The organism is Sagittula sp. NFXS13, from assembly GCF_040148795.1.
GTDB classification, from domain to species: Bacteria; Pseudomonadota; Alphaproteobacteria; order Rhodobacterales; family Rhodobacteraceae; genus Sagittula; species Sagittula marina.
In genome coordinates, this window is the sequence record NZ_JAGEMH010000006.1 from 179,372 (window position 1) to 198,341 (window position 18,970).

Consider the following 18,970-nt stretch of genomic DNA (forward strand, 5'->3'; position numbering starts at 1 on the left):
TTACTGCAAGAACTTTATGTCCGCGTCGATGCTTTCTGAAATCACCGTGCGGCCGTTGGGCATGTCGTTGTCTTCCAGTTTGGCATGGATCTGATCCTCGGTCAGTTGGTACCCTTTCCATCGCATCCGCAACCGCCGCGCCAGCTCCTCCTCCGGGACATCAATCATGACAGTGGCGTCAAACAAAGGATGCAGGCGTGTCCAGGGGTCGCGATCCAACAGCAGGTAATTCCCTTCGACCAGGATCAGCGGCACATCGTACCGGATCAGCCGCGCCGACCCACGCGAGATTTCAAGATCGCGGTCAAAAACCGGAACGGCGACGTCGTCCTCTTCGGCGGCCTTCAACCGCTTGAGGACCGAGGCCAATCCACCTACATCAAAGGTGTCTGGCGCGCCTTTCCACGGTCGGCGGTTGCGTGCGTGAAGGATCGCATCATCGTAGTGAAAGCCATCCATCGGTAAAATGGCCACAGAGCCTTTGCGTTGTTCTTCGATCATCGAAAACAAGGTCTCGACCGTGGTGCTCTTGCCAGAACCGGGTGCGCCAGCGATGGCCATAAAGTGACGTCCAGGGCGCTCCAGCAACTCCAGAGCTTTAGCCAGCAACCCATCCAAGTCCACAGTTTTCGTCATATTGGCCCCTCCCGATGAAATGGTAGCGATAAAGGTGTCGAAGACCTTTCGCCGATGCAAGCCGCCTTTCTACGCCTAAGTCGGTTACCTCGCGTTCAAGACACCTCCCAAGTTGTGCAGCCCCAGCCTGTTTCGGGCAGCCTCGTAAATGAAACGATCTGGCTTTGTTGTCCAGTTCTCGCAGATGAATTCGCAAGGCATGAGGCGGTTGTTCGCTTTGAGGAGGCGCTCAACATCGTAGGCAGTTATTAATTCGGTTCGGTACGGGCAACTGTTCATGGCTGTCGCATCGGTTTCATTTGATCGTCAGCCGCCGCTGACCCACGAAAATGACAGTTTCGCATCGTCTCTCACCATTGAGCCAATGACCGACGGCCATGCTCCAGAGCCGCATGGAAGTTGGCTTCGGCTGCCGGGCTGTGTCTGATGGGTTCCTGCAGTCGACGATTGTTGAACCAATCGATCCGTTCAAATGTTGCGTGCTCCCCTGCCTCGAAGCTGCGCCACGGTCCACGACGGTGAATGATTTCAGCCTTGAACAGGCCATTATTCGTTTCTGCCAGAGAATTGTCATATGTATCCCCGACACTGCCGACAGACGGGGCGATCTTCGCCTCTGCAAGCTGTTCGTTATTCTTGTTCGATAGATGTTGCGGTCCGCGATCCGATTGATGGACCAGGTGATCCTGTCAGGTCTGCATTGATGGACGGGGTGCGAGAACAAATCCGGCCGTCGCCGTGCGGCCTACGCGCCAGCCAAGGCGGCTACGGGCAAAGCCATCTGTGACGAAGGCCACATTCACAAACCCCTGAGGCGTCGCGACATAGATGGTGCTGCTGACCCAGAGCACGTTTGGCGCTGGCGCGTCGAACAGCCGGCTCGCCTTGTCCAATGGACAGGGCATCGCTTTATCCGGGATCGTTGTTTTGCACGTCTTGCCGCGTACAACGCTTTCAAACGCAATATTCTTCATCAGCCGTGCGACCGTGAAGCGTGCGAGATCTTGCGACCGCCGTAGACGCTGAGGTTTTCCTCAAACACACACTCGATCGCGGGCTTCAGGTCTTCGGCACGCTTCGCGCGAGACTGAGCTCAAGATTTCGCGATGGTGACCTCTATGAGCGCCAGCCCCTTCTTTGCCTCCACATGATCGAGTGCTTCGGCCAAGGCTGTGCGGAACCCTGCCACATCCTTGGCGTGACGCGCGAAAGCGCGGGAGGCTTCCGCGACCTTCACGAAGTTCGGGCTGGGCGAGAGGTCGGTCAAAGGAACCGCATTGGCGCGCGCGGCGTGGCCGTCGGGGTAGATGTCCAGAACGGACTGGCGGACCGCACCCCATTCGCTGTTGTTTAACACGATCACCAACATTGAGATGTCCAGCGCTTCGGCGATCTGATGGCACGCAACGGGATTGGCGAACATGTAGGAACCGTCGCCCATGGTGGCGATAACCGACTTTTCCGGCTGCGCGAGGGCAAAGCCCATTGCCGCCGGAAACCCCCAGCCCAGGCCACCTGAATGCGGCCCGTCAAACCAGCTTTGGTGCTTTTCAAGCAGCATGGACGGCAACTGGCAGCCGAGTTCGGAAAAGACGGCGGCGTCGCGGTCACGCAGGTGCATGGAAAGTTCGTGGCTGACCCAGCGTTTCGTCAGAGCCGAGGCGCCTTCGTCGGCACATGCTGCGGTGAAACGTGCGGTTCTGTCTTCCTCGTTGCTGTGTGCGACGGCTTTGGCACGAGTTTGCGACGCGGACCCGTGACTGTCCTTGAATTTCGAGAGCGCGGTTTCAAGCGCCAGAATGGCCGGAGCGACCTCGGTGGTCATGGCCAGATCGGAGCGGAAATTGCGCACGCCTGTACGCTCTTGCAAGGGGCGGGGACCGATCTGGATGACGGTTGCGTCTTCGAGCGGTTCGGCCTGTGCCGGGGCCCACGGCGCGAGCGCGTCAAGGCAGAGGACCACATCGGCCTTCTCAAGCCAAGGCCGCGGGTCAGGGCCGGTTGCCATCGGGTGCGTGGTCGAGAGCGCGAGTTCAACAGCCCAATATTGGCAGACGGCAATGCCCCAGTCCTCAGCCAGACGCGCCAGAGCGTCGAATGCCTCCCGCGAGCCTGCGCCATGTTGGGCAAAAATTACGGGGTTCTTCGCTTCGGCGAGCAGCTGCGCGATCTCTGCGATCAGGCCTTGATCTGGGCCGATTGTTGCGGGGCGCATCTGAGGACGGCGCAGGGCGCCTTGGGCGGGAATAGTTTCGCACAGAACCTCACGCGGGAGGCTGATGTAAACTGGCCCCTTTGGTGTCGAGGACGCGATGCCATGGGCGCGATCGGTGACATCAAAGACCTGTTCGGGAAAGCGCAGTTCGTAGTCCCACTTGCTGGCCTCGCGGATCAGGCTGGCTTGGTCGAGCATTTCCTGGCCCCAGCCAATGGGCACGGTACGCGCGCCGAGCCGCCCCTTTTCGAGGGTCGGTGTGCGTCCGGAAAAAAGCAGCATCGGGATGTTGTCACAGGCCGCGTTGATCGCGCCCATGGAAACATTCGCGAGCCCTACGTTTGTGTGCACCATGACGGCCTGTGGGCGGCCCGTGGCCAATGTGTAGCCGTGCGCCATGCCGGTTGCGGCGCTTTCGAACGGCACGGTGACGGTGCGCGGCAGCGACATGCCTTTCGCCTCGCCTTCGGACAAGCCTTCGATGACAGGGGGGAAATCGGTGCCGGAGTTGGTGAAAACATAGTCCACGCCCAGTGCGCTGAAACGCGATAGCAGCGCTGCCCCGGCGGTCATTTTCTTGTCTTCGGTCATCTCGCCCTCATCTAGAATATCTCACATAGTGAGATGAATATCTCATACAGGATTGTGCGGCAAAATAGGATTGTCAAGCTTCGGCATCAGTTAGCCGGGAATAGCGTTTGAAACCTCTTGCGCAGCTTCGCGAAGGCGCGCCGCGATTTCCGCCTCGTGGTCTGCTGTAAAGCGGCTTGCCATGCCAAAAGCCGACAGCGTCATGCGCATGACTCCGGCCCCGTCAAACACGGGCACAGCCACGGCGCCGATATCCGGTTCACTTTCCCCGCGGTTGCAGGCGAATCCGTCGCGCCAAGCGAGATCGATTTCGCGATACAGTGTCTGGCCGTAGGCATCAGTCATTTTGCCGACTCGGATCAGATCTTTTATCCGCGCGTCCCGCGCCTCCGGTTCCATGTGCGCCAGCCAGAGCTTGCCTTGCGCCGATAGGTGGAGGTCAAGCAGCCGGCCGACCTGGATATTCACCGAAATCGGGCGCGGGGCGATAGCCGTGGCGATGCAGACGACCCCCTCACGGGTGAGCTGCCCCGCCATGACGGATTCGTTCAGGCGGCTGCTGATCTCGGTAATGACGGGCTGAACGACTGTGGCCAGTGGGTTGGTGCGCTCCGCGATACGTCCAAGGCGCTCGATATGGTGGCCAAGACTGTAGGTGCCTCTGCGCACCTGCACCACCGCGCCAACTTGCTCCAGTGTGACGAGGAACCGATGTGCCGTGCTTGCGCTCATGTCCAGGGCCTGCGCCACCTCGGCGGCGGTTGTTTGGGGCTGTTGTTCGGAAAAGAGGTCAAGGATCTCAAAGGCCTTGATCAGCGACCCATTCAGCGGTGTGGCCATGTTTTCTGCTCCGACGTTGGGGGCGGGACGATTTCACCGGCGATCCGACCTGTGTGCCGCCTCGTCGCAGATGTCGATACTTTGAAAGAGATCCCTGATCTGTTCACGCAGCCAGACACAGCCGGGATCATGCAGAGTGTTGATGTGCCAGACGAGTTGTACCTTTTGACGCCCTTTCGGCAATGTCATGTCAAGAAGTGTGGCCTGAGCCGCCTCGACCATACGCCGCCCGAGATACCCGGGCACGATTGCAAAGGCGTTCAGTGACGAGAGCAACTCTGGCAAGGCACCGAAGTTACGAATCCGCATGCAGACGTTGTCGGCCAACCCGCGCTCTGCTAGCACTTTTTCGACGTCGTCTGCGTAGGTCAGGCTTGGCACGGCCATCACGATCCGTTCCTGACCGAGGTCCACTGTTGCCGCGCGCTGTCGCGACAGTCCCGGCGGCCCGATCACGCGATAGTCCTCATTGAAAAGATGCACCTGACGAAGCTGCGGATCATGCATTTCCAACAAGCCGATGGCCATTTCCGATTCCCGTGTCGCGAGGGTGCGATACAGGTCGAGGAACGGCGACGACGCATTTTCCAACCGGATGCCGGGCGCATGCTCGAACACACGCCGGGCAAGCGGGGCAAGGAAAACCTGCTCACCCAGTCCTGACAGGGACAGGCGAAAGATGCGCTTGCTGTTGGCCGCATCGAAGGTCGCCGCATCGTTCAGGACCGATGCGATACCGGACAGGTGTTCGCGGATGTTTGGAACGATCCGTTCTGTAAAGGGCGTCGGTTCCATGCCTTGCCCGCCGCGCACAAACAGCGGATCATCGAGCATCTGGCGCAGGCGCTTCAGGGCGTTTGACGTCGCGGGCTGGCTGAGACCGAGATTGGACCCCGCCACTGAAACGGATTGCGCATCGTAGATCTGCAGCAGCAGCTCCATCAGGTTCAGGTCTATTCGGCGCGAGGGTATCATATTTATGAATGACGACTATCCAAACTATCATTTTGACTTTAAGCACAATCCCTTTCATCGTCCATCAAGCTTTTCGGAGGAGAGGCCCTGTGGGCCACGAGAAGCAAATAAGGGAGGATACTCATGAATCGCCGTAACTTTTTTGGCGCGTTGACCGTTGCCGCCTCGACACTCGCTTTGGCGTCAGCCGCATTGGCGGAGGACTATACGTTCCGCCTGCACCATATGCTGGGCCAGCAGGCCCCGGCGCAAACCAAGATGCTGGAACCTTGGGCAAAAGCCGTAGAAGAAAACTCCGGTGGGCGCGTGAAGATCGAGATCTTTCCGTCGATGACACTTGGGGGGCGCCCGCCAGAACTGGTGCAGCAGGCCCGCGACGGGATTGTCGATCTGATCTGGACCGTAAACGGCTACACGCCGGGCCTGTTCCCGCGCACCGAGGTGATGGAACTGCCGACCGTCTACCGGAACGATCCCAAGGCCGCGAACCTCGCGCTTTATGATATGTTCGAGGACGATCTTGCGCAGGACTATGCCGGCCTTGAGGTCATGTTCCTGCACGTGCACGCGGGGCAGGGGCTGCAAACCGCCGATCTCGACGTGACCAGCCTCGACGATCTCGCGGGCGCCAAGCTGCGCATCCCGACGCGCACCGGCGCATGGGTGATCGAGGCGCTCGGCGCGACCCCGGTGGCGATGCCGGTGCCGGAACTGCCACCCGCGCTGCAAAAAGGTGTTGTCGCGGGAGCGCTGATCCCATGGGAGATCATTCCGCCGCTGAAGATCCAGGACCAGACCAAGTATCAGATCGAAATGTACGAGCGCGAGCGCTTTGGCAACACGACCTTTCAGGTCTCTATGAACCAGGCACGCTGGGACGGGCTTCCCGAAGACATCCAGCAAGCGTTCCGGGACGCCTCCGGCCGCGATTGGTGGGGGCAGGTTGGCGACATCTGGCGCGCCTCGGACGATTTCGGCATCAAGTTCGCGACGGACGCAGGCAACACGCACCGCATCCTGAGCGAGGCGGAAACCCAGCCCTTCCTTGACGCCATGGAGCCGGTCGTGGACCGCTGGATCGAAGAGGTCACTGGCGGTGACATCGACGGCGCCGCGCTGGTCGAGAAAGCGCGCGCTCTGGTCACCGAAAACACGGCAGACTGAGAATGGCTGGCATGTTGGAACAGGACGGCCGCCCCGAAGGTACCGGGGCGGTCGCGAGGATTGTCGTGATCTGGGCACTTCTTGGCGGGGCACTGCTGCTGGCGGTGGTCGTGATGAATGTGGCTTCGGTGCTTGGCACGCTGGTCGGCTGGACTGTTCCCGGCGATTTCGAAATGACCGAGATGGGCGTTGCGGTCGCAGCCTTCAGCTTTCTGCCGTACTGCCAGCTGATACGCTCAAACGTGACCGCCGATATCTTTACCCAGAACGCGGGGCCACGCACTCAGGCCTTTCTGAACCTTCTGGGATCGGTAATCGCGCTGCTCTTTGCTCTGCTGATGCTATGGCGGATGTATGACGGCATGATCGATCAGAAAACCTATGCCTACGAGACCTCGATCCTGCAGATCCCTGTTTGGTTGGCGTTCATACCAATCCTTGTTTCCTTTGCCCTGCTCGCCGTTTCCGCGCTGAGCACACTTTTACTGGACGTCCGGCACCTGTCGAACGGAGCTATCCATGACTGATCCCCTGACGCTGGGCATCGCGGCGCTTGTCGTTCTCGTTGCGCTGATCGCCATTCGTATCCCCATCGGCTATGCGATGATTCTTGTGGGTGGTGTCGGCATCGCGCTGGTGAACGGCATCGCGCCTGTTTTCAACCAGCTCAAGACATTGGCTTACGGTCAGTTCTCTGTTTACGACCTGTCGGTCGTGCCGATGTTCATCCTTATGGGCGCACTTGCGTCCAAGGCGGGGCTGAGCCACGCGCTGTTCCGCGGTGCCAACGCATGGCTCGGCTGGATGCGTGGCGGAACCGCCATGGCCGCCATCGCGGGTTGCGCGGGCTTTGGCGCGGTCTGCGGATCGTCTTTGGCCACGGCATCGACCATGGGACGCGTCGCGCTACCAGAGCTTGAGAAATATCGCTACTCCGGTGCGCTCGCCACAGGGACACTGGCCGCAGGCGGGGTTCTGGGCATCCTGATCCCGCCCTCCGTGGTGCTGATTATCTACGCCATCATCGTCGAGGCGAACATCGTCACCATGTTTGCCGCAGCTCTGCTGCCGGGCCTTTTGGCAGTGGTTCTGTTCATCCTGACCATTGCGATTTACGTCCGGATAAAGCCTGACGCAGGTCCCGCACACGGCGGGGTCGGCGCGGCAGAGTTCCGCGCCGCAACCATTGGCATGATCCCGGTGCTTTCGATCTTTGGCATCGTGCTGGGTGGCATTTATGGCGGGTTTTACAACCCGACACCGGCAGCGGCCATCGGGGTTGCACTTGTCTGGCTGTACGGGGCGATCACGCGCGAAATCCGCAGTCGCGATATCCTCGGCGCCCTGCGCGAAACGGCATCAACCACCGGAATGATTTATCTTATCCTGCTGGGTGCGGAATTGATGAAGATCTTCATGTCCCGCATCGGTCTGCCGCAGGCAACCGCTGACTGGATCATCCAATCCGGTCTGGAGCCGATGTCCGTGATGATCATGCTGCTGATTGCGCTGATCCTCTTGGGGTGCCTGATGGACAGCCTGTCGATGATCCTGCTGGTTATTCCATTCTTCTGGCCGGTCCTCGTCGAGCTGAACGGCGGGCTGTACATGGGGGCCGAGGGATCTGGCTTTGGCATGAGCACCGAGGACCTGAAGGTCTGGTTTGGCATCCTTGCGCTGATCGTCGTGGAGCTTGGATTGATAACGCCACCAGTGGGCATGAATGTCTTTGTCATCTCTTCACTGGCGAAAAACACGCCGATGTCCGAGACCTTCAAAGGCGTCTTGCCTTTCTTTGGGGCGGAGATCGTCCGCGTGGGAGTACTTCTGGCCTTCCCGGGTCTTGTGCTTTGGTTGCCGCAGGTCTTCGGCAGCTAGATCTGGTGAAAAGGAAAACACGATGAAAATCGCAATACTTGGCGCAGGCGCCCTTGGATCGGTGATCGGTGCTGAACTGCATACGGCAGGTCACGAGGTTGTCCTGCTCGACCTGAACGAAGAGCATTTGAACGCGATCAAGGCAAATGGCCTGCGTGTCGATTGGGACGACCGGACCGAGCATCTCAAAATTCCTGCGATGCGGCCGGATGAGGCACCGCAGATGGACCTGATAATCCTTCTGACCAAGACAATGCATACAGACGCGGCGCTGGAGGGTGTCGCGCCGCTGATCTCGGGCGGGGCCTGCGTGCTGACGTTGCAGAACGGGCTTGGCAACGTGGAACGCGTGCGTGCCCGCGTGCCGGACGGACAGGTCCTTTATGGATGCACCATGACGCCTGGTGACCTGCGCGGACCGGGCCACGTGGCAAGCCACGGGTTGGCCTACACCCCCTTTGACGCACTTGATCCGGACGGGCCCGCCGCGCGCCTGGCGGCCGACCTTGACGGCGACCAGCTGAGCTGGACCGAGACCGCCGCGGCGCAGGTCTGGCAGAAGGCGGCATTCAATTGCGCATTGAACGCCACCGCTCTCTTGGGCAAGGGAACCGTTGGCGCGCTTGCTGAACACATTGGCGCGGACCTTGCGCAGGATATTGCTGCCGAGGTGCTTTTGGTGGGTGCGGCGACGGGCGTGACGGGCGATATCCACGCCGTCAGAAAACAGATCGACTTTGCCTTGCGTGAACACATCGGCCACAAGCCGTCGATGGTGCAGGATGTCGAGGCAGGGCGCAGGACAGAGATCGAGGCGCTGAACGGATACGTCGAACGCGAAGGAGAGAAGCGCGGCATGGACGTGCCGATGAATCGGCTTTTGGCCGCGCTTGTGCGCATGCGCGAGAACCAAAGCTGACAGGCGTTCTACGCCCCGAAACAAGTAACATCTCAGGAGGAGAACACGATGACAGTGGCATTCGTTGTAAATAACACCGACGCTGATCCGGCTGACAAGGGCACCTTTGACCGCATCGACCCGGTGACCGGCAAAGTGGCGACCACCGCCGCGGCAGGCAAAGCCGCCGACGCGGCCTCCGTGGCCAAAGCGGCAGGCGCTGCATTTCACGCATGGGCAGAAACAGGTCCCGGCGAGCGCCGCGCCCTGTTGAACAAGGCGGCGGACATCATGGACGCGAAGTCCGATGATTTCATCGCGACCATGATAACGGAGACAGGCGCGACCGGCCCATGGGCGGGGTTCAACGTCATGCTCGCCGCAGGTGTAATTCGGGAAGCCGCTGCAATGACCAGCCAGATTGGCGGCGAGGTCATACCGGCGAACAAGCCCGGCACGCTTGCCATGGGTATCGCCACGCCCAAAGGCGTTTGCCTCGGGATTGCGCCGTGGAACGCACCAGTGATCCTTGGCACCCGCGCGCTGGCGATGCCGCTCGCCTGTGGGAATACCGTGATCCTGAAAGGCTCCGAAGCGTGCCCGAAGACGCATCGCATGATTGTCGATTGTTTTGTCGAGGCGGGCTTCCCCGAAGGTGTCGTTAACTACATCTCCAACGCTCCCGCCGACGCCGCTGAAGTGGTCAAGGCTTTGATCGAGGCGCCGGAGGTCAAGCACGTGAACTTCACCGGCTCTTCTGCCGTGGGGCGGATCATCGGCCGGTTGGCTGGTGAAAATCTCAAGCCGTCGCTGCTGGAGCTGGGCGGTAAGGCGCCGCTCGTGGTGCTGTCTGATGCGGACATCGACGGTGCGGTGAATGCCGCGATCTTTGGCGCCTTCATGAACCAGGGCCAGATCTGCATGTCGACCGAGCGTATCATCGTCGATGAAGAAATCGCCGATGTCTTCACGCAAAAGATGGCCGAAAGAGCGTCGAAATTGCCCTACGGCGATCCGCGCGGTCAAGTCGTGCTCGGCGCGCTTGTGAACCCGGAAGCGGGTGACAAAATGGAAGCTCTGATTGCGGATGCCACCGCGAAGGGTGCGAAGGTTGTCGCGGGCGGACAGCGCGACGGTGCGATCCACTCCGCAACTTTGCTGGATGGCGTGACCTCCCAGATGCGCATCTACGGCGAAGAAAGCTTTGGTCCGGTGAAGTCGATCATCCGCGTCAAGGGCGACGACGAGGCGATCCGCGTGGCCAATGACACCGAGTACGGTTTGTCGGCGGCGGTCTTCAGCCAAGACATCCAGCGTGCGCTTTCGGCTGCAAAGAAAATCAAGAGCGGCATTTGCCACATCAACGGCCCGACCGTCGCGGATGAACCACAGATGCCATTCGGCGGCGTGAACGATTCCGGCTATGGGCGGTTCGGTGGCAAGGCGGCGATTGCCGAATTCACCAACCTGCGCTGGATTACGATCGAGGATCCGAACCAGCACTACCCGTTCTAAAACGACATTGGGTACATCCAGCCAACCAGCGCGCCGATCCGGCGCGCTGGTTTCCCTGATCCGGCGCGGGTATGTTGTCATTCCAACGAGACGCTTGGCGGTGCGTTTTTAGCGAAGCGTTGAAAGACCGTCCAAAAATGCCCTTGGCCGATATCAATAGCGAGGCGGCATCTAAAAAATGCTCAGTTTATTTCCGAAGCAAGTACCCGTTTCCGTCATTGGATACATTGCATGAAATTGATGGGCCAAGGCTCTCCTTTCGCATGGGCTGCGAATGCACTGCCAAGAGGGGTGCGGCGACGGCTTTGAACCGCCGTACGGCAGAGATCAAATCCGCATCGCCGTCCTCAATCGCTACACGTCTCTGCGCATACCCTTGCACAGTTGCCGTGAAGGAAGCCCTATTCGAGTAGACGTCGTCCAGACTTCATCCGATTTGTCGACATGGCCGTACGAGACGATTGCCGTTCGGGTCTTCCGCCGTGTTTCCCGAGCCAGACGCTCGACCATCGCTGCCTCAAGGATCTTGAGGATGGCGAACTTGGTCAGACAACTCTCTCAGGGAATTGTTATAGCAGGTATAACAGGGTCCACGAAACTCCTATGCGCTTTAAGCGGCGATGTCGGGGCTGCGCTCCGACATCGCGGATGGAGATATGAAATCAGGCAAATCGTCAGTCAAAGTCCCGCGCCATGAGCTGCCCGGCAGGCCGCGTCCGAAGCCAATCCAGACCGCACTACCCGACCTGACGTCCCCGACACCAAACACCGCGCAGGATGGGCGTGTCGTCCAGCGATGTGATGCGCAACAGGTCGCCCAGCAGCCCAACCTTCAATGCGCCGCGATCCATCAGCCCGGCGGCGCTGGCCGGCGCTTGCGTCACAGTGCGCATGGCGCGCGGCATGTCGTCCCAAAGCGCCGCCAGCCGCCATGCAGACAGCAACAGGGCGGAAGGTACATAATCCGATGACACAATGTCCAACAGGTCAAGCTTGGCCAGTTCCGAAGCCGAGACATTGCCCGAGTGCGATCCGCCCCGAATGATGTTCGGCGCGCCCATCATGATCTCGATACCACTGTTGCGGCAGGCTTGTGCAGCTTCGAGCGTGGTGGGAAACTCTGCGAAGCGCACACCATGCGCGGCGGAGTCTCCCACCTGAGCCTGCGTTGTGTCATCGTGGCTAGCAAGGGTTGCGCCCAGACGCCGCGCCTCTGACACCGCGCCGTGCAGATGCCGGGCGCCATGCTCCTCCTGCAGGCCCTTGAGATGCGCCACATGGTCGGCAAACTCCGCATCGCTCATGTTCTTCTTCTTGGCGACGTATTGCTTGAGCTTGGAGAGGTCGCGAAACTGACGTTGTCCCGGCGTGTGATCCATCAGGCTGACGATGCCCACACGGTCGTCCGGCGTGAACTCCGCTAGCTCCTCCAGCAGGGTTTCGGAGCAGATTTCGGCCCGAAGGTGCAGAAAGTGGCTGATCCTCAATGCACCAGAGGCCCGCAACGCCATCATCTCGGAGGCCAGTCCGCGCGCATATTTGTCGTAGCGGCCGGTGCCGGAGTGAATGGAGCCGACGCGCATGGCGTCGAACACCGTGGTGATGCCGCAGGAGGCAAGTTCCCCGTCATGGGCCAGCATGGCAGAGACATGCGGCCAGTTGACGCCGGGGCGCGGCTCCATATGGCGCTCAAGGTTGTCCGTGTGCAGCTCCACCAAGCCCGGCGTCACCACATCGCCACCGCAGTCGATAGCGCCCTCCGGCAGGTGATCGCCTTCGCGAATATCGGTGATGGTGCCATTCTCGACGGTAAGTGAGCCGATTATTTCGACTTCGGGCAGGATCAACCGGGCATTGGCAAGGCAGGCGGAGCCTGACACAGAAGCGTCATGAGCCTGTGTCGAAGCGCCGGAAAGGATAGGAGAGTTCATGTCACAACATTCCCGTTTTGCTATCTATTACATGCCCTCGGTCGGGGCATTGGCTGATTTCGGAGCACAGTGGCTCGGCTGGGACGCACAAGCCGCCAAGTCGCGGGCGCAACCGGATGTTCCGGGCATCGCCGCGCTGACAGACGCGCCGCGAAAGTACGGATTTCACGGCACGCTGAAACCTCCGTTCCGCTTGAGGCAAGGCCGCACGGAGGCCGATTTGCGTGCTGCTGTTGCGGATCTCGCGTCCCGCACCGCGCCTGCGCAGGCAGATAGTTTGGTCCTGACGCGGTTCGGGCGTTGGTTCGCGCTCACCCCCACCGGCGACACTTCTGGAATTGGTCGCGTTGCGGCGGCCTGCGTCACCGAGCTTGACGACTTCCGCGCCGCCGCCACGGAGGCCGAGCTTGCGAAACGTCGCAAAGGTGGGCTGTCCGAAACGCAGGACGCGCATCTGACCCGCTGGGGCTACCCCTTCGTTCTGGATCAGTTCCGCTTTCACCTGACCCTGACCGGCAAGGCGCCCGCCAAGGATCTCGACACAATCGAAGCGCAGATCCAAATGCGGCTGCCGACGCTGCCGCAGCCTTTTCTCGTCAGCGATATCTGCCTGAGCGGTGAGCGCGCCGATGGTCGATTTGAGCTGCTGCATCGCTATACGCTTTCGGGATGAATCAAGGTTAATGCCTGCGCCACGGCCTCATCCAGAGATCCGTCGTTGTGAAGCCTTCGCGCGGCGACTCCCTCGGGCATGGCAAATTCCGCGCGAGCCAGTCGCCCCTTGATTTCCTCGGCGTTTTCGCGGCCGCGCAGGGCTAGCCTCCGGGCCAATACCTCCGGCGCGGCCGTCAGCTGCAGAACCAATAGCCCGGGAAACATCTTTTGCGCCGCAGGCAGCACGCCCCGCGACAGGTTCACCAGCAATGTGGCACCTTCGGCAACCTGATCCCGCGCGGCCTCGGGTATACCATACAGCAGGCCGTGCGCGGCCCATGTCAGGCAAAAGGCACCCTCGGTGCGCATCTGTTCAAACAGCTGCGGTGTCACGGCGAGAAAGTCCTCTCCGCCGGCCTCAGCAGCGCGGGTGATGACCCGCCGCACAATGCCAACCTTTGGCGACGCGGCAACGATGCCTGCCATCACGCTGTCCTTGCCGACGCCGCTTGGTCCGACGATCGCGATGAGCCTGCCGCTCATGCCGCCCGCGCCGGGGTAAAACCGGTCACGTCAATGACACGATCACAGATACGATCACGGGCGGCCTCGTCGTGAAAGATGCCGACGATGGCTGCTCCGCGTGCTTTGGCATCTTCAATCAGCGACAGGACCACCTCGCGGTTTTGCGCATCCAGCGAAGCGGTGGGCTCGTCCAGCAGCAGCGCCGGGTACGGGTAAGCAAAGCCCCGCGCGATGTTTACCCGCTGCTGTTCGCCCCCTGAAAATGTTGTCGGTGACAAGCCCCACAAGGTTTCCGGAATGTTGAGCTGGCGCAGCAATTCGACGGCACGCACTTCCGCCTCCTGTGCAGACACACCCACCGCACGCAGCGGTTCGGCAACTACGTCCAGCGTCGGCACTCGGGGGACGACGCGCAGGAACTGGCTAACGTAGCCAAGCACGGTTCGGCGCAGCGCGATGATTTCACGGGGTGCTGCGCAACTCACATCGACCCCGCCTACCAAAATCCGGCCAGACGCCGCGCGGTAATTGCCGTAAATCATCCGCATCAGTGTCGACTTGCCGGCACCGGACGCACCGGTCAATGCCACGCATTCGCCGGAGGCCACGGACACTGACGCACCTTCCATGACGCGGATGACCGTGCCTCCCTGATTGTGCAGGGTAAAGGTCTTGGACACATTCTCGATTTCGATCATGACTTCTTTACTTTCAAAATACTCCGGGGGGTGTGGGGGCTTGCCCCACTTGGTAAATGGCAAACGAGGCAGGCTGGCCGATCCGTTTTGCGCAGCATCCAACTTCAGACCTGCAACACACTGGACACCAGCAGCTGCGTGTAACCATGCTGCGGATCATCCAGCACCTGATCGGTCAGCCCCTGTTCGACCACATGGCCGGATTTCATCACCATCAACCGATCCGCCAGCAGCCGCACGACCGCCAGATCGTGCGTAACGATGACAGCGGACAGCCCCATGTCGCGCACCAAGCCGCGCAAAAGATCCAGCAGCCGGGCCTGCACCGACACGTCCAGCCCCCCGGTGGGTTCGTCCATGAATACCAACCGCGGCCCAGTCACCAGGTTGCGTGCGATCTGCAACCGCTGCTGCATCCCGCCCGAAAAGGTCGTGGGTCGGTCGTCGATGCGTCCGGCATCAATCTCTACCCGTTCCAGCCAGTCAGTGGCTGTTGCGCGGATATCGCCGTAGTGGCGTGCGCCCACGGCCATCAGCCGTTCACCCACGTTCCCCCCTGCGGATACGCCCATGCGCAGCCCATCGCGGGCGTGCTGGTGAACGAAGGCCCAGTCAGTGCGGCCCAACATTCTGCGTTCCGGCTCACTCATCGTCACCGTGTCCTGTGGCCCCTCGGCGCGCGTGTCGAAAACCACCTGGCCGGCGTCGGGGACAAGATGCCCGGCCATGCAGTTCAGTAGCGTCGATTTGCCAGAGCCGCTTTCGCCAACGATCCCCATGACTTCACCAGGATAGAGATCGAAGGACACATCCTTGCAGCCGATATGGCCGCCGTACATCTTCGACAGGTCTTGGACAGACAATAGCGGCGTCATGCGGCATCCTTTCCCTTGAACCCGGCGCTTTGGCGGGCATCGCAAAAATCGGTGTCCGAACAAACGAACATCCGCCCACCGGCGTCATCGACGATCACCTCGTCGAGGTAGCTGTCATCGGCGCCGCACAGGCCACAGGGATGGTCGGCTTTCGACGCCTCAAAGGGATGGTCTTCGAAATCTAGGCTGACGACCTGCGTATAGGGTGGCAGAGCGTAGATGCGCTGCTCTCGCCCCGCGCCGAACAATTGGATTGCAGCATTGCCTGACATCTTGGGGTTGTCGAACTTCGGGATCGGGGAGGGGTCCATCACATAGCGCCCCTCGACCTTGACCGGGTAGGCATAAGCGGTGGCAATATGGCCATGCCGCGCGATGTCCTCATAGAGTTTCACATGCATGAGGCCGTATTCCTCCAGAGCATGCATCTTGCGTGTCTCGGTTTCGCGCGGCTCCAAAAACCGGAGCGGCTCCGGGATCGGCACCTGATAGACGAGGATCTGCCCTTCGTTCAGCGGCTCCTCCGGGATCCGGTGACGGGTCTGGATGACCGTAGCTTCTTGGGTATGTGTCGTGGTCTCCACCCCGGCTGTGCGCTGGAAAAAGCTGCGGATCGACACGGCGTTGGTCGTATCGTCGGCTCCTTGGTCGATCACCTTGAACCTGTCCTCAGGCGTCAGCACTGCCGCGGACACCTGCACGCCGCCGGTGCCCCAGCCATAGGGCATGGGCATCTCACGGGAGGCAAAGGGCACCTGATAGCCAGGGATCGCCAGTCCTTTGAGTATGGCGCGCCGGATCATCCGCTTCGTCTGCTCATCGAGATAGGCAAAGTTGTAGGCGTTTTCGGTCATAGCAAACCTCGTTCTGTCAGAGCCGTCTCCAGCGTCGCCGCGTCGGTAAACTGGATTGCGTCCATGCCGATGCTGCGCGCGCCATCACAATTCTCGGCCTTGTCATCGACGAAGACACAGGCTTCAGGCGCCAGCCCGGCGCGCTCGCAAAAGAGACGGTAGATTGCCGGGTCGGGCTTGATGAGCTTCACGTCGCCGGACACGATCAGCGTTTCGAAAATCTCGCCCAGCCGGGGATGGGATGTCAGCCCCTTGGGCCATGTCTCGGCCGACCAGTTGGTGATCGCATGAAGCGGCACACCGCGTGCGATCAACCGATCCACCAGCGCCCAGCTTCCGGGCACCTCGTTTTGCACGGTCAGGGCGTAGCGCGACACATAGTGCGTTAGTCGGTCCCGGTCGGCAGGGTCGTCCAACTCCTCGGCCATATCTGAAAAGCGCTCGCCATGGTCCCCACGCAGGTTGCGCGCGGCAAAGTCGATGCGGTCCATGAAATCGCGCGCCTGTGCTTCGGTCAATTCTGGCCAGGCCAGATGGGGCTGCCAATCCACCAACACGTTGCCAATGTCGAAAACGACGTTTGTCGGGGTCATTCTGCGGCCTCCTGAACAGTGGGTGCGCCCGCCTCGCGACGCAGTTTGCGCACCAATTCCAGTTCAGACTGAAAGTCGACGTAATGGGGCAGTTTGATATGCTCCAAGAAGCCCGTCGCCTGAATGTTGTCGCCGTGATACAAAACGAATTCAGCGTCTTGGGCCGGGGCGCCCTGATTGTCTTCGCCCAGTTCCTCCCATCGCAAGGCCCGGTCGACGAGCGCCATGGAAATCGCCTTGCGCTCGGTTTGTCCGAAGACCAGCCCATAGCCACGGGTGAACTGCGGCGGCTCGGTTTTGGAGCCCTTGAACTGGTTCACTGTCTCACATTCCGTGACCTCGATTTCCCCGATTTCAAGGGCAAAGCCCAATTCAGGGATGTCCATTTCCACCGGCACCGACCCAATGCGCAGCTCGCCGACAAAAGCGTGGTTGCGGGCGTAGCCGCGCTGCGTGGAATAGGCCATGCCCAGCGTGAACCCTTCGTCGGCACGGGCCAGCGCCTGAAGTCTGAGCGCACGCGAGGCGGGCAATTCCAACGGCTCGCGTGTCAGGTCAGGTGGCGGTGTGTCGTCGGCTGGGGCGTCTTCGATCAGCCCTTCGCGATTCAGGAACGCTGTCACATGGGGCACATGTGTCGGCTCTGCGCTGCGTGTACCGGCCTCCGGCACGTCACCATCGGCGGCGAGTTTGAAATCCAGCAAACGGTGGGTGTAGTCAAACGTCGGACCAAGGATCTGCCCGCCTGGCACGTCCTTGAAGGTCGCCGACACACGCCGCGTACAGGTCATCCGGCCCGTGTCCACCGGCGCAGAGCCGCCGAAACGGGGCAGCGTCGTGCGATAAGCGCGGATGAGGAAGATCGCCTCGATCAGATCGCCACGCGCCTGTTTGATCGCCAGCGCCGCAAGATCGGCATCGTACAGCGACCCTTCGGCCATCACGCGGTTGACGGCGAGAGAAAGCTGTTCGCGGATCTGCGCTATCGAAAGTGCATCCACGGACGGATCGCCGCGCCGTTCCTCGGCCAGCCAGGCATGAGCGTTCTCGATGGCACGTTCGCCACCTTTGACTGCGACATACATCAATTGACCTCCGGTGCAGTGAGAGTGGTGGAGCGGGGCACGGCCGCGACGCGGTCCTCGCAGGTCAGGATAAAGTCCAGACCGAGCGGGAACAGAGCGTGGTTCGCGATCAAAGCGCCTGTGTCTGGCACGGACAACTGCGCTTGGTCTTGGATACCGGGGCCCGTTAGCATTGCGCCGCAGGCGTCCAGTCGGTCGACCTCGACGATCAACGTGGCAGAGCGGTCGGGGTATTGCGCGGTCCCGACAGGGAATTGCGCCAACGGCATCAATGCGTCCCACCGACCAAGGGCAAAGGCGCAGTCTGCCGGACCGGTCAAAGGCGCGCCTGTGTGAAAGGCGATCCATTCACGGACCTCCGGGCTGTCCATTTCTCCGGCAAGGTGCAGCGCAGTGTCTGCGTCGCACAATGTCAGCACCACGGCACCGGCTGCTGAGGACAGTGGGGCAGGGGGTTTGGCCCCCGCCAGTGACACGATATGGCCGGGTTGAGCCATGACCGTCATCACACCGCGAAAGGCCGTGGCGGATTGGATTGCGGGGCTGTGAAACCCCCCGTCGAGTGCGGTCATCAGTCTTCTCCCCGAACCATGGTAAAGAACTCTACCTTCGTTGCGGCAGCCTTGGCGGCGCGTGTTCTGCGTTTTGCCTGTGCCTCTCTGTCCAGCGGGTCCAGAACCGTGTCGCGTATTCGGGGGGCGGCTTCGGTCTGCATCAGCGCATCGACCAGCGCAGCGGCCTGTGCATGGGCCTTGTCCCGTCCCTGCACATAGGCATGACCAACCGCCCCACATGACAGCCGCAGCGCGCAGCGTGTCACGGTGATTTCGCCCAGATTGAACGGTGCGCCTGTGCCGCCTGCGCGGCCTCGAACCATTGTGCTGCCCACCTCTGGAGGGCGCAGCCAGTCAAAAGCCGGATGCTCTGTCAGCAAAGCTGTGACGCGCGCAGCGGGAGCCTTTGCCAGCAGACCCATCCAGGCCTTCCGTTGGATATTCGGATCAATTCCGTCTTTCATCTCGACAACTTTCGCCTATACTAGA

Annotated in this window: 21 protein-coding genes; 6 read left to right on the forward strand and 15 right to left on the reverse strand. The window is 60.9% G+C overall.

Annotation, left to right across the window (positions count from 1 at the left end):
• The 6 genes from J4E08_RS14245 to J4E08_RS14265 all read right to left on the reverse strand — a co-directional run bounded on the left by J4E08_RS14245 (position 1) and on the right by J4E08_RS14265 (position 5,257).
• Positions 1 to 636: a nucleoside/nucleotide kinase family protein gene (locus tag J4E08_RS14245; RefSeq protein WP_349539067.1), complete on the reverse strand. Its 636-nt coding sequence runs from the start codon at positions 634 to 636 to the stop codon at positions 1 to 3.
• Between the two features lie 350 nt (positions 637 to 986).
• The gene (locus J4E08_RS24540) at positions 987 to 1,316 is read right to left on the reverse strand and encodes an IS3 family transposase (protein WP_502949280.1); all 330 of its coding nucleotides are present in this window, start codon (positions 1,314 to 1,316) and stop codon (positions 987 to 989) included.
• A 9-nt stretch (positions 1,317 to 1,325) separates the two neighbouring features.
• Positions 1,326 to 1,610 (reverse strand): hypothetical protein, encoded by a 285-nt coding sequence (locus J4E08_RS24545; protein ID WP_502949275.1) that lies wholly within the window; start codon positions 1,608 to 1,610, stop codon positions 1,326 to 1,328.
• 119 nt (positions 1,611 to 1,729) lie between these two features.
• A complete protein-coding gene (locus J4E08_RS14255; RefSeq protein ID WP_349539068.1) occupies positions 1,730 to 3,442 on the reverse strand; it encodes a thiamine pyrophosphate-requiring protein in 1,713 nt (570 codons plus the stop codon).
• A gap of 90 nt (positions 3,443 to 3,532) precedes the next feature.
• On the reverse strand, positions 3,533 to 4,282 hold the full coding sequence (locus tag J4E08_RS14260) for an IclR family transcriptional regulator (protein ID WP_349539069.1): 750 nt from the start codon (positions 4,280 to 4,282) through the stop codon (positions 3,533 to 3,535).
• A 33-nt stretch (positions 4,283 to 4,315) separates the two neighbouring features.
• Positions 4,316 to 5,257 (reverse strand): LysR family transcriptional regulator, encoded by a 942-nt coding sequence (locus tag J4E08_RS14265; protein ID WP_349539070.1) that lies wholly within the window; start codon positions 5,255 to 5,257, stop codon positions 4,316 to 4,318.
• Between the two features lie 123 nt (positions 5,258 to 5,380).
• Here J4E08_RS14265 and J4E08_RS14270 point away from each other — a divergent pair, with 123 nt between their 5' ends.
• Genes J4E08_RS14270 through J4E08_RS14290 form a run of 5 tightly spaced genes read left to right on the forward strand, consistent with a single transcriptional unit; the run spans position 5,381 to position 10,712 of the window.
• The gene (locus J4E08_RS14270) at positions 5,381 to 6,421 is read left to right on the forward strand and encodes a TRAP transporter substrate-binding protein (protein WP_183968666.1); all 1,041 of its coding nucleotides are present in this window, start codon (positions 5,381 to 5,383) and stop codon (positions 6,419 to 6,421) included.
• 2 nt (positions 6,422 to 6,423) lie between these two features.
• A complete protein-coding gene (locus J4E08_RS14275; protein WP_349539071.1) occupies positions 6,424 to 6,948 on the forward strand; it encodes a TRAP transporter small permease in 525 nt (174 codons plus the stop codon).
• On the forward strand, positions 6,941 to 8,299 hold the full coding sequence (locus J4E08_RS14280) for a TRAP transporter large permease (protein WP_349539072.1): 1,359 nt from the start codon (positions 6,941 to 6,943) through the stop codon (positions 8,297 to 8,299). The genes J4E08_RS14275 and J4E08_RS14280 overlap by 8 nt, the downstream gene beginning before the upstream one ends.
• 22 nt (positions 8,300 to 8,321) lie before the next feature.
• Positions 8,322 to 9,218, forward strand: coding sequence for a ketopantoate reductase family protein (locus J4E08_RS14285; RefSeq protein ID WP_349539073.1), 897 nt, complete (start codon positions 8,322 to 8,324; stop codon positions 9,216 to 9,218).
• A 48-nt stretch (positions 9,219 to 9,266) separates the two neighbouring features.
• Entirely contained in the window at positions 9,267 to 10,712 is a 1,446-nt protein-coding gene (locus J4E08_RS14290) for an aldehyde dehydrogenase (protein WP_349539074.1), read from the forward strand.
• Positions 10,713 to 11,449: 737 nt separating this feature from the next.
• Here J4E08_RS14290 and J4E08_RS14295 read toward each other — a convergent pair.
• A complete protein-coding gene (locus J4E08_RS14295) occupies positions 11,450 to 12,643 on the reverse strand; it encodes an alpha-D-ribose 1-methylphosphonate 5-triphosphate diphosphatase (protein ID WP_349539075.1) in 1,194 nt (397 codons plus the stop codon).
• Here J4E08_RS14295 and J4E08_RS14300 point away from each other — a divergent pair.
• On the forward strand, positions 12,642 to 13,316 hold the full coding sequence (locus tag J4E08_RS14300) for a DUF1045 domain-containing protein (RefSeq protein ID WP_349539076.1): 675 nt from the start codon (positions 12,642 to 12,644) through the stop codon (positions 13,314 to 13,316). The two genes, J4E08_RS14295 and J4E08_RS14300, sit on opposite strands and share 2 nt — an antisense overlap.
• On the opposite strand, the gene phnN is transcribed toward J4E08_RS14300, so the two are convergent.
• The 8 genes from phnN to phnG form a co-directional block, all read right to left on the reverse strand.
• Positions 13,298 to 13,840 (reverse strand): phosphonate metabolism protein/1,5-bisphosphokinase (PRPP-forming) PhnN, encoded by a 543-nt coding sequence (gene phnN, locus J4E08_RS14305; protein ID WP_349539077.1) that lies wholly within the window; start codon positions 13,838 to 13,840, stop codon positions 13,298 to 13,300. The two genes, J4E08_RS14300 and phnN, sit on opposite strands and share 19 nt — an antisense overlap.
• A complete protein-coding gene (gene phnL, locus J4E08_RS14310; protein ID WP_349539078.1) occupies positions 13,837 to 14,520 on the reverse strand; it encodes a phosphonate C-P lyase system protein PhnL in 684 nt (227 codons plus the stop codon). The genes phnN and phnL overlap by 4 nt, the downstream gene beginning before the upstream one ends.
• A 104-nt stretch (positions 14,521 to 14,624) precedes the next feature.
• A complete protein-coding gene (phnK, locus tag J4E08_RS14315; RefSeq protein ID WP_183968681.1) occupies positions 14,625 to 15,395 on the reverse strand; it encodes a phosphonate C-P lyase system protein PhnK in 771 nt (256 codons plus the stop codon).
• The gene (locus J4E08_RS14320) at positions 15,392 to 16,249 is read right to left on the reverse strand and encodes an alpha-D-ribose 1-methylphosphonate 5-phosphate C-P-lyase PhnJ (RefSeq protein WP_349539079.1); all 858 of its coding nucleotides are present in this window, start codon (positions 16,247 to 16,249) and stop codon (positions 15,392 to 15,394) included. The genes phnK and J4E08_RS14320 overlap by 4 nt, the downstream gene beginning before the upstream one ends.
• A complete protein-coding gene (locus tag J4E08_RS14325) occupies positions 16,246 to 16,842 on the reverse strand; it encodes an HAD family hydrolase (RefSeq protein ID WP_349539080.1) in 597 nt (198 codons plus the stop codon). The genes J4E08_RS14320 and J4E08_RS14325 overlap by 4 nt, the downstream gene beginning before the upstream one ends.
• The gene (locus J4E08_RS14330; protein WP_349539081.1) at positions 16,839 to 17,927 is read right to left on the reverse strand and encodes a carbon-phosphorus lyase complex subunit; all 1,089 of its coding nucleotides are present in this window, start codon (positions 17,925 to 17,927) and stop codon (positions 16,839 to 16,841) included. Before J4E08_RS14330 ends, J4E08_RS14325 begins: the two co-directional genes overlap by 4 nt.
• Positions 17,927 to 18,499 (reverse strand): phosphonate C-P lyase system protein PhnH, encoded by a 573-nt coding sequence (phnH, locus tag J4E08_RS14335; RefSeq protein WP_349539082.1) that lies wholly within the window; start codon positions 18,497 to 18,499, stop codon positions 17,927 to 17,929. The genes J4E08_RS14330 and phnH overlap by 1 nt, the downstream gene beginning before the upstream one ends.
• Positions 18,499 to 18,945 (reverse strand): phosphonate C-P lyase system protein PhnG, encoded by a 447-nt coding sequence (phnG, locus tag J4E08_RS14340; RefSeq protein WP_349539083.1) that lies wholly within the window; start codon positions 18,943 to 18,945, stop codon positions 18,499 to 18,501. The genes phnH and phnG overlap by 1 nt, the downstream gene beginning before the upstream one ends.
• Positions 18,946 to 18,970: the final 25 nt, after the last annotated feature.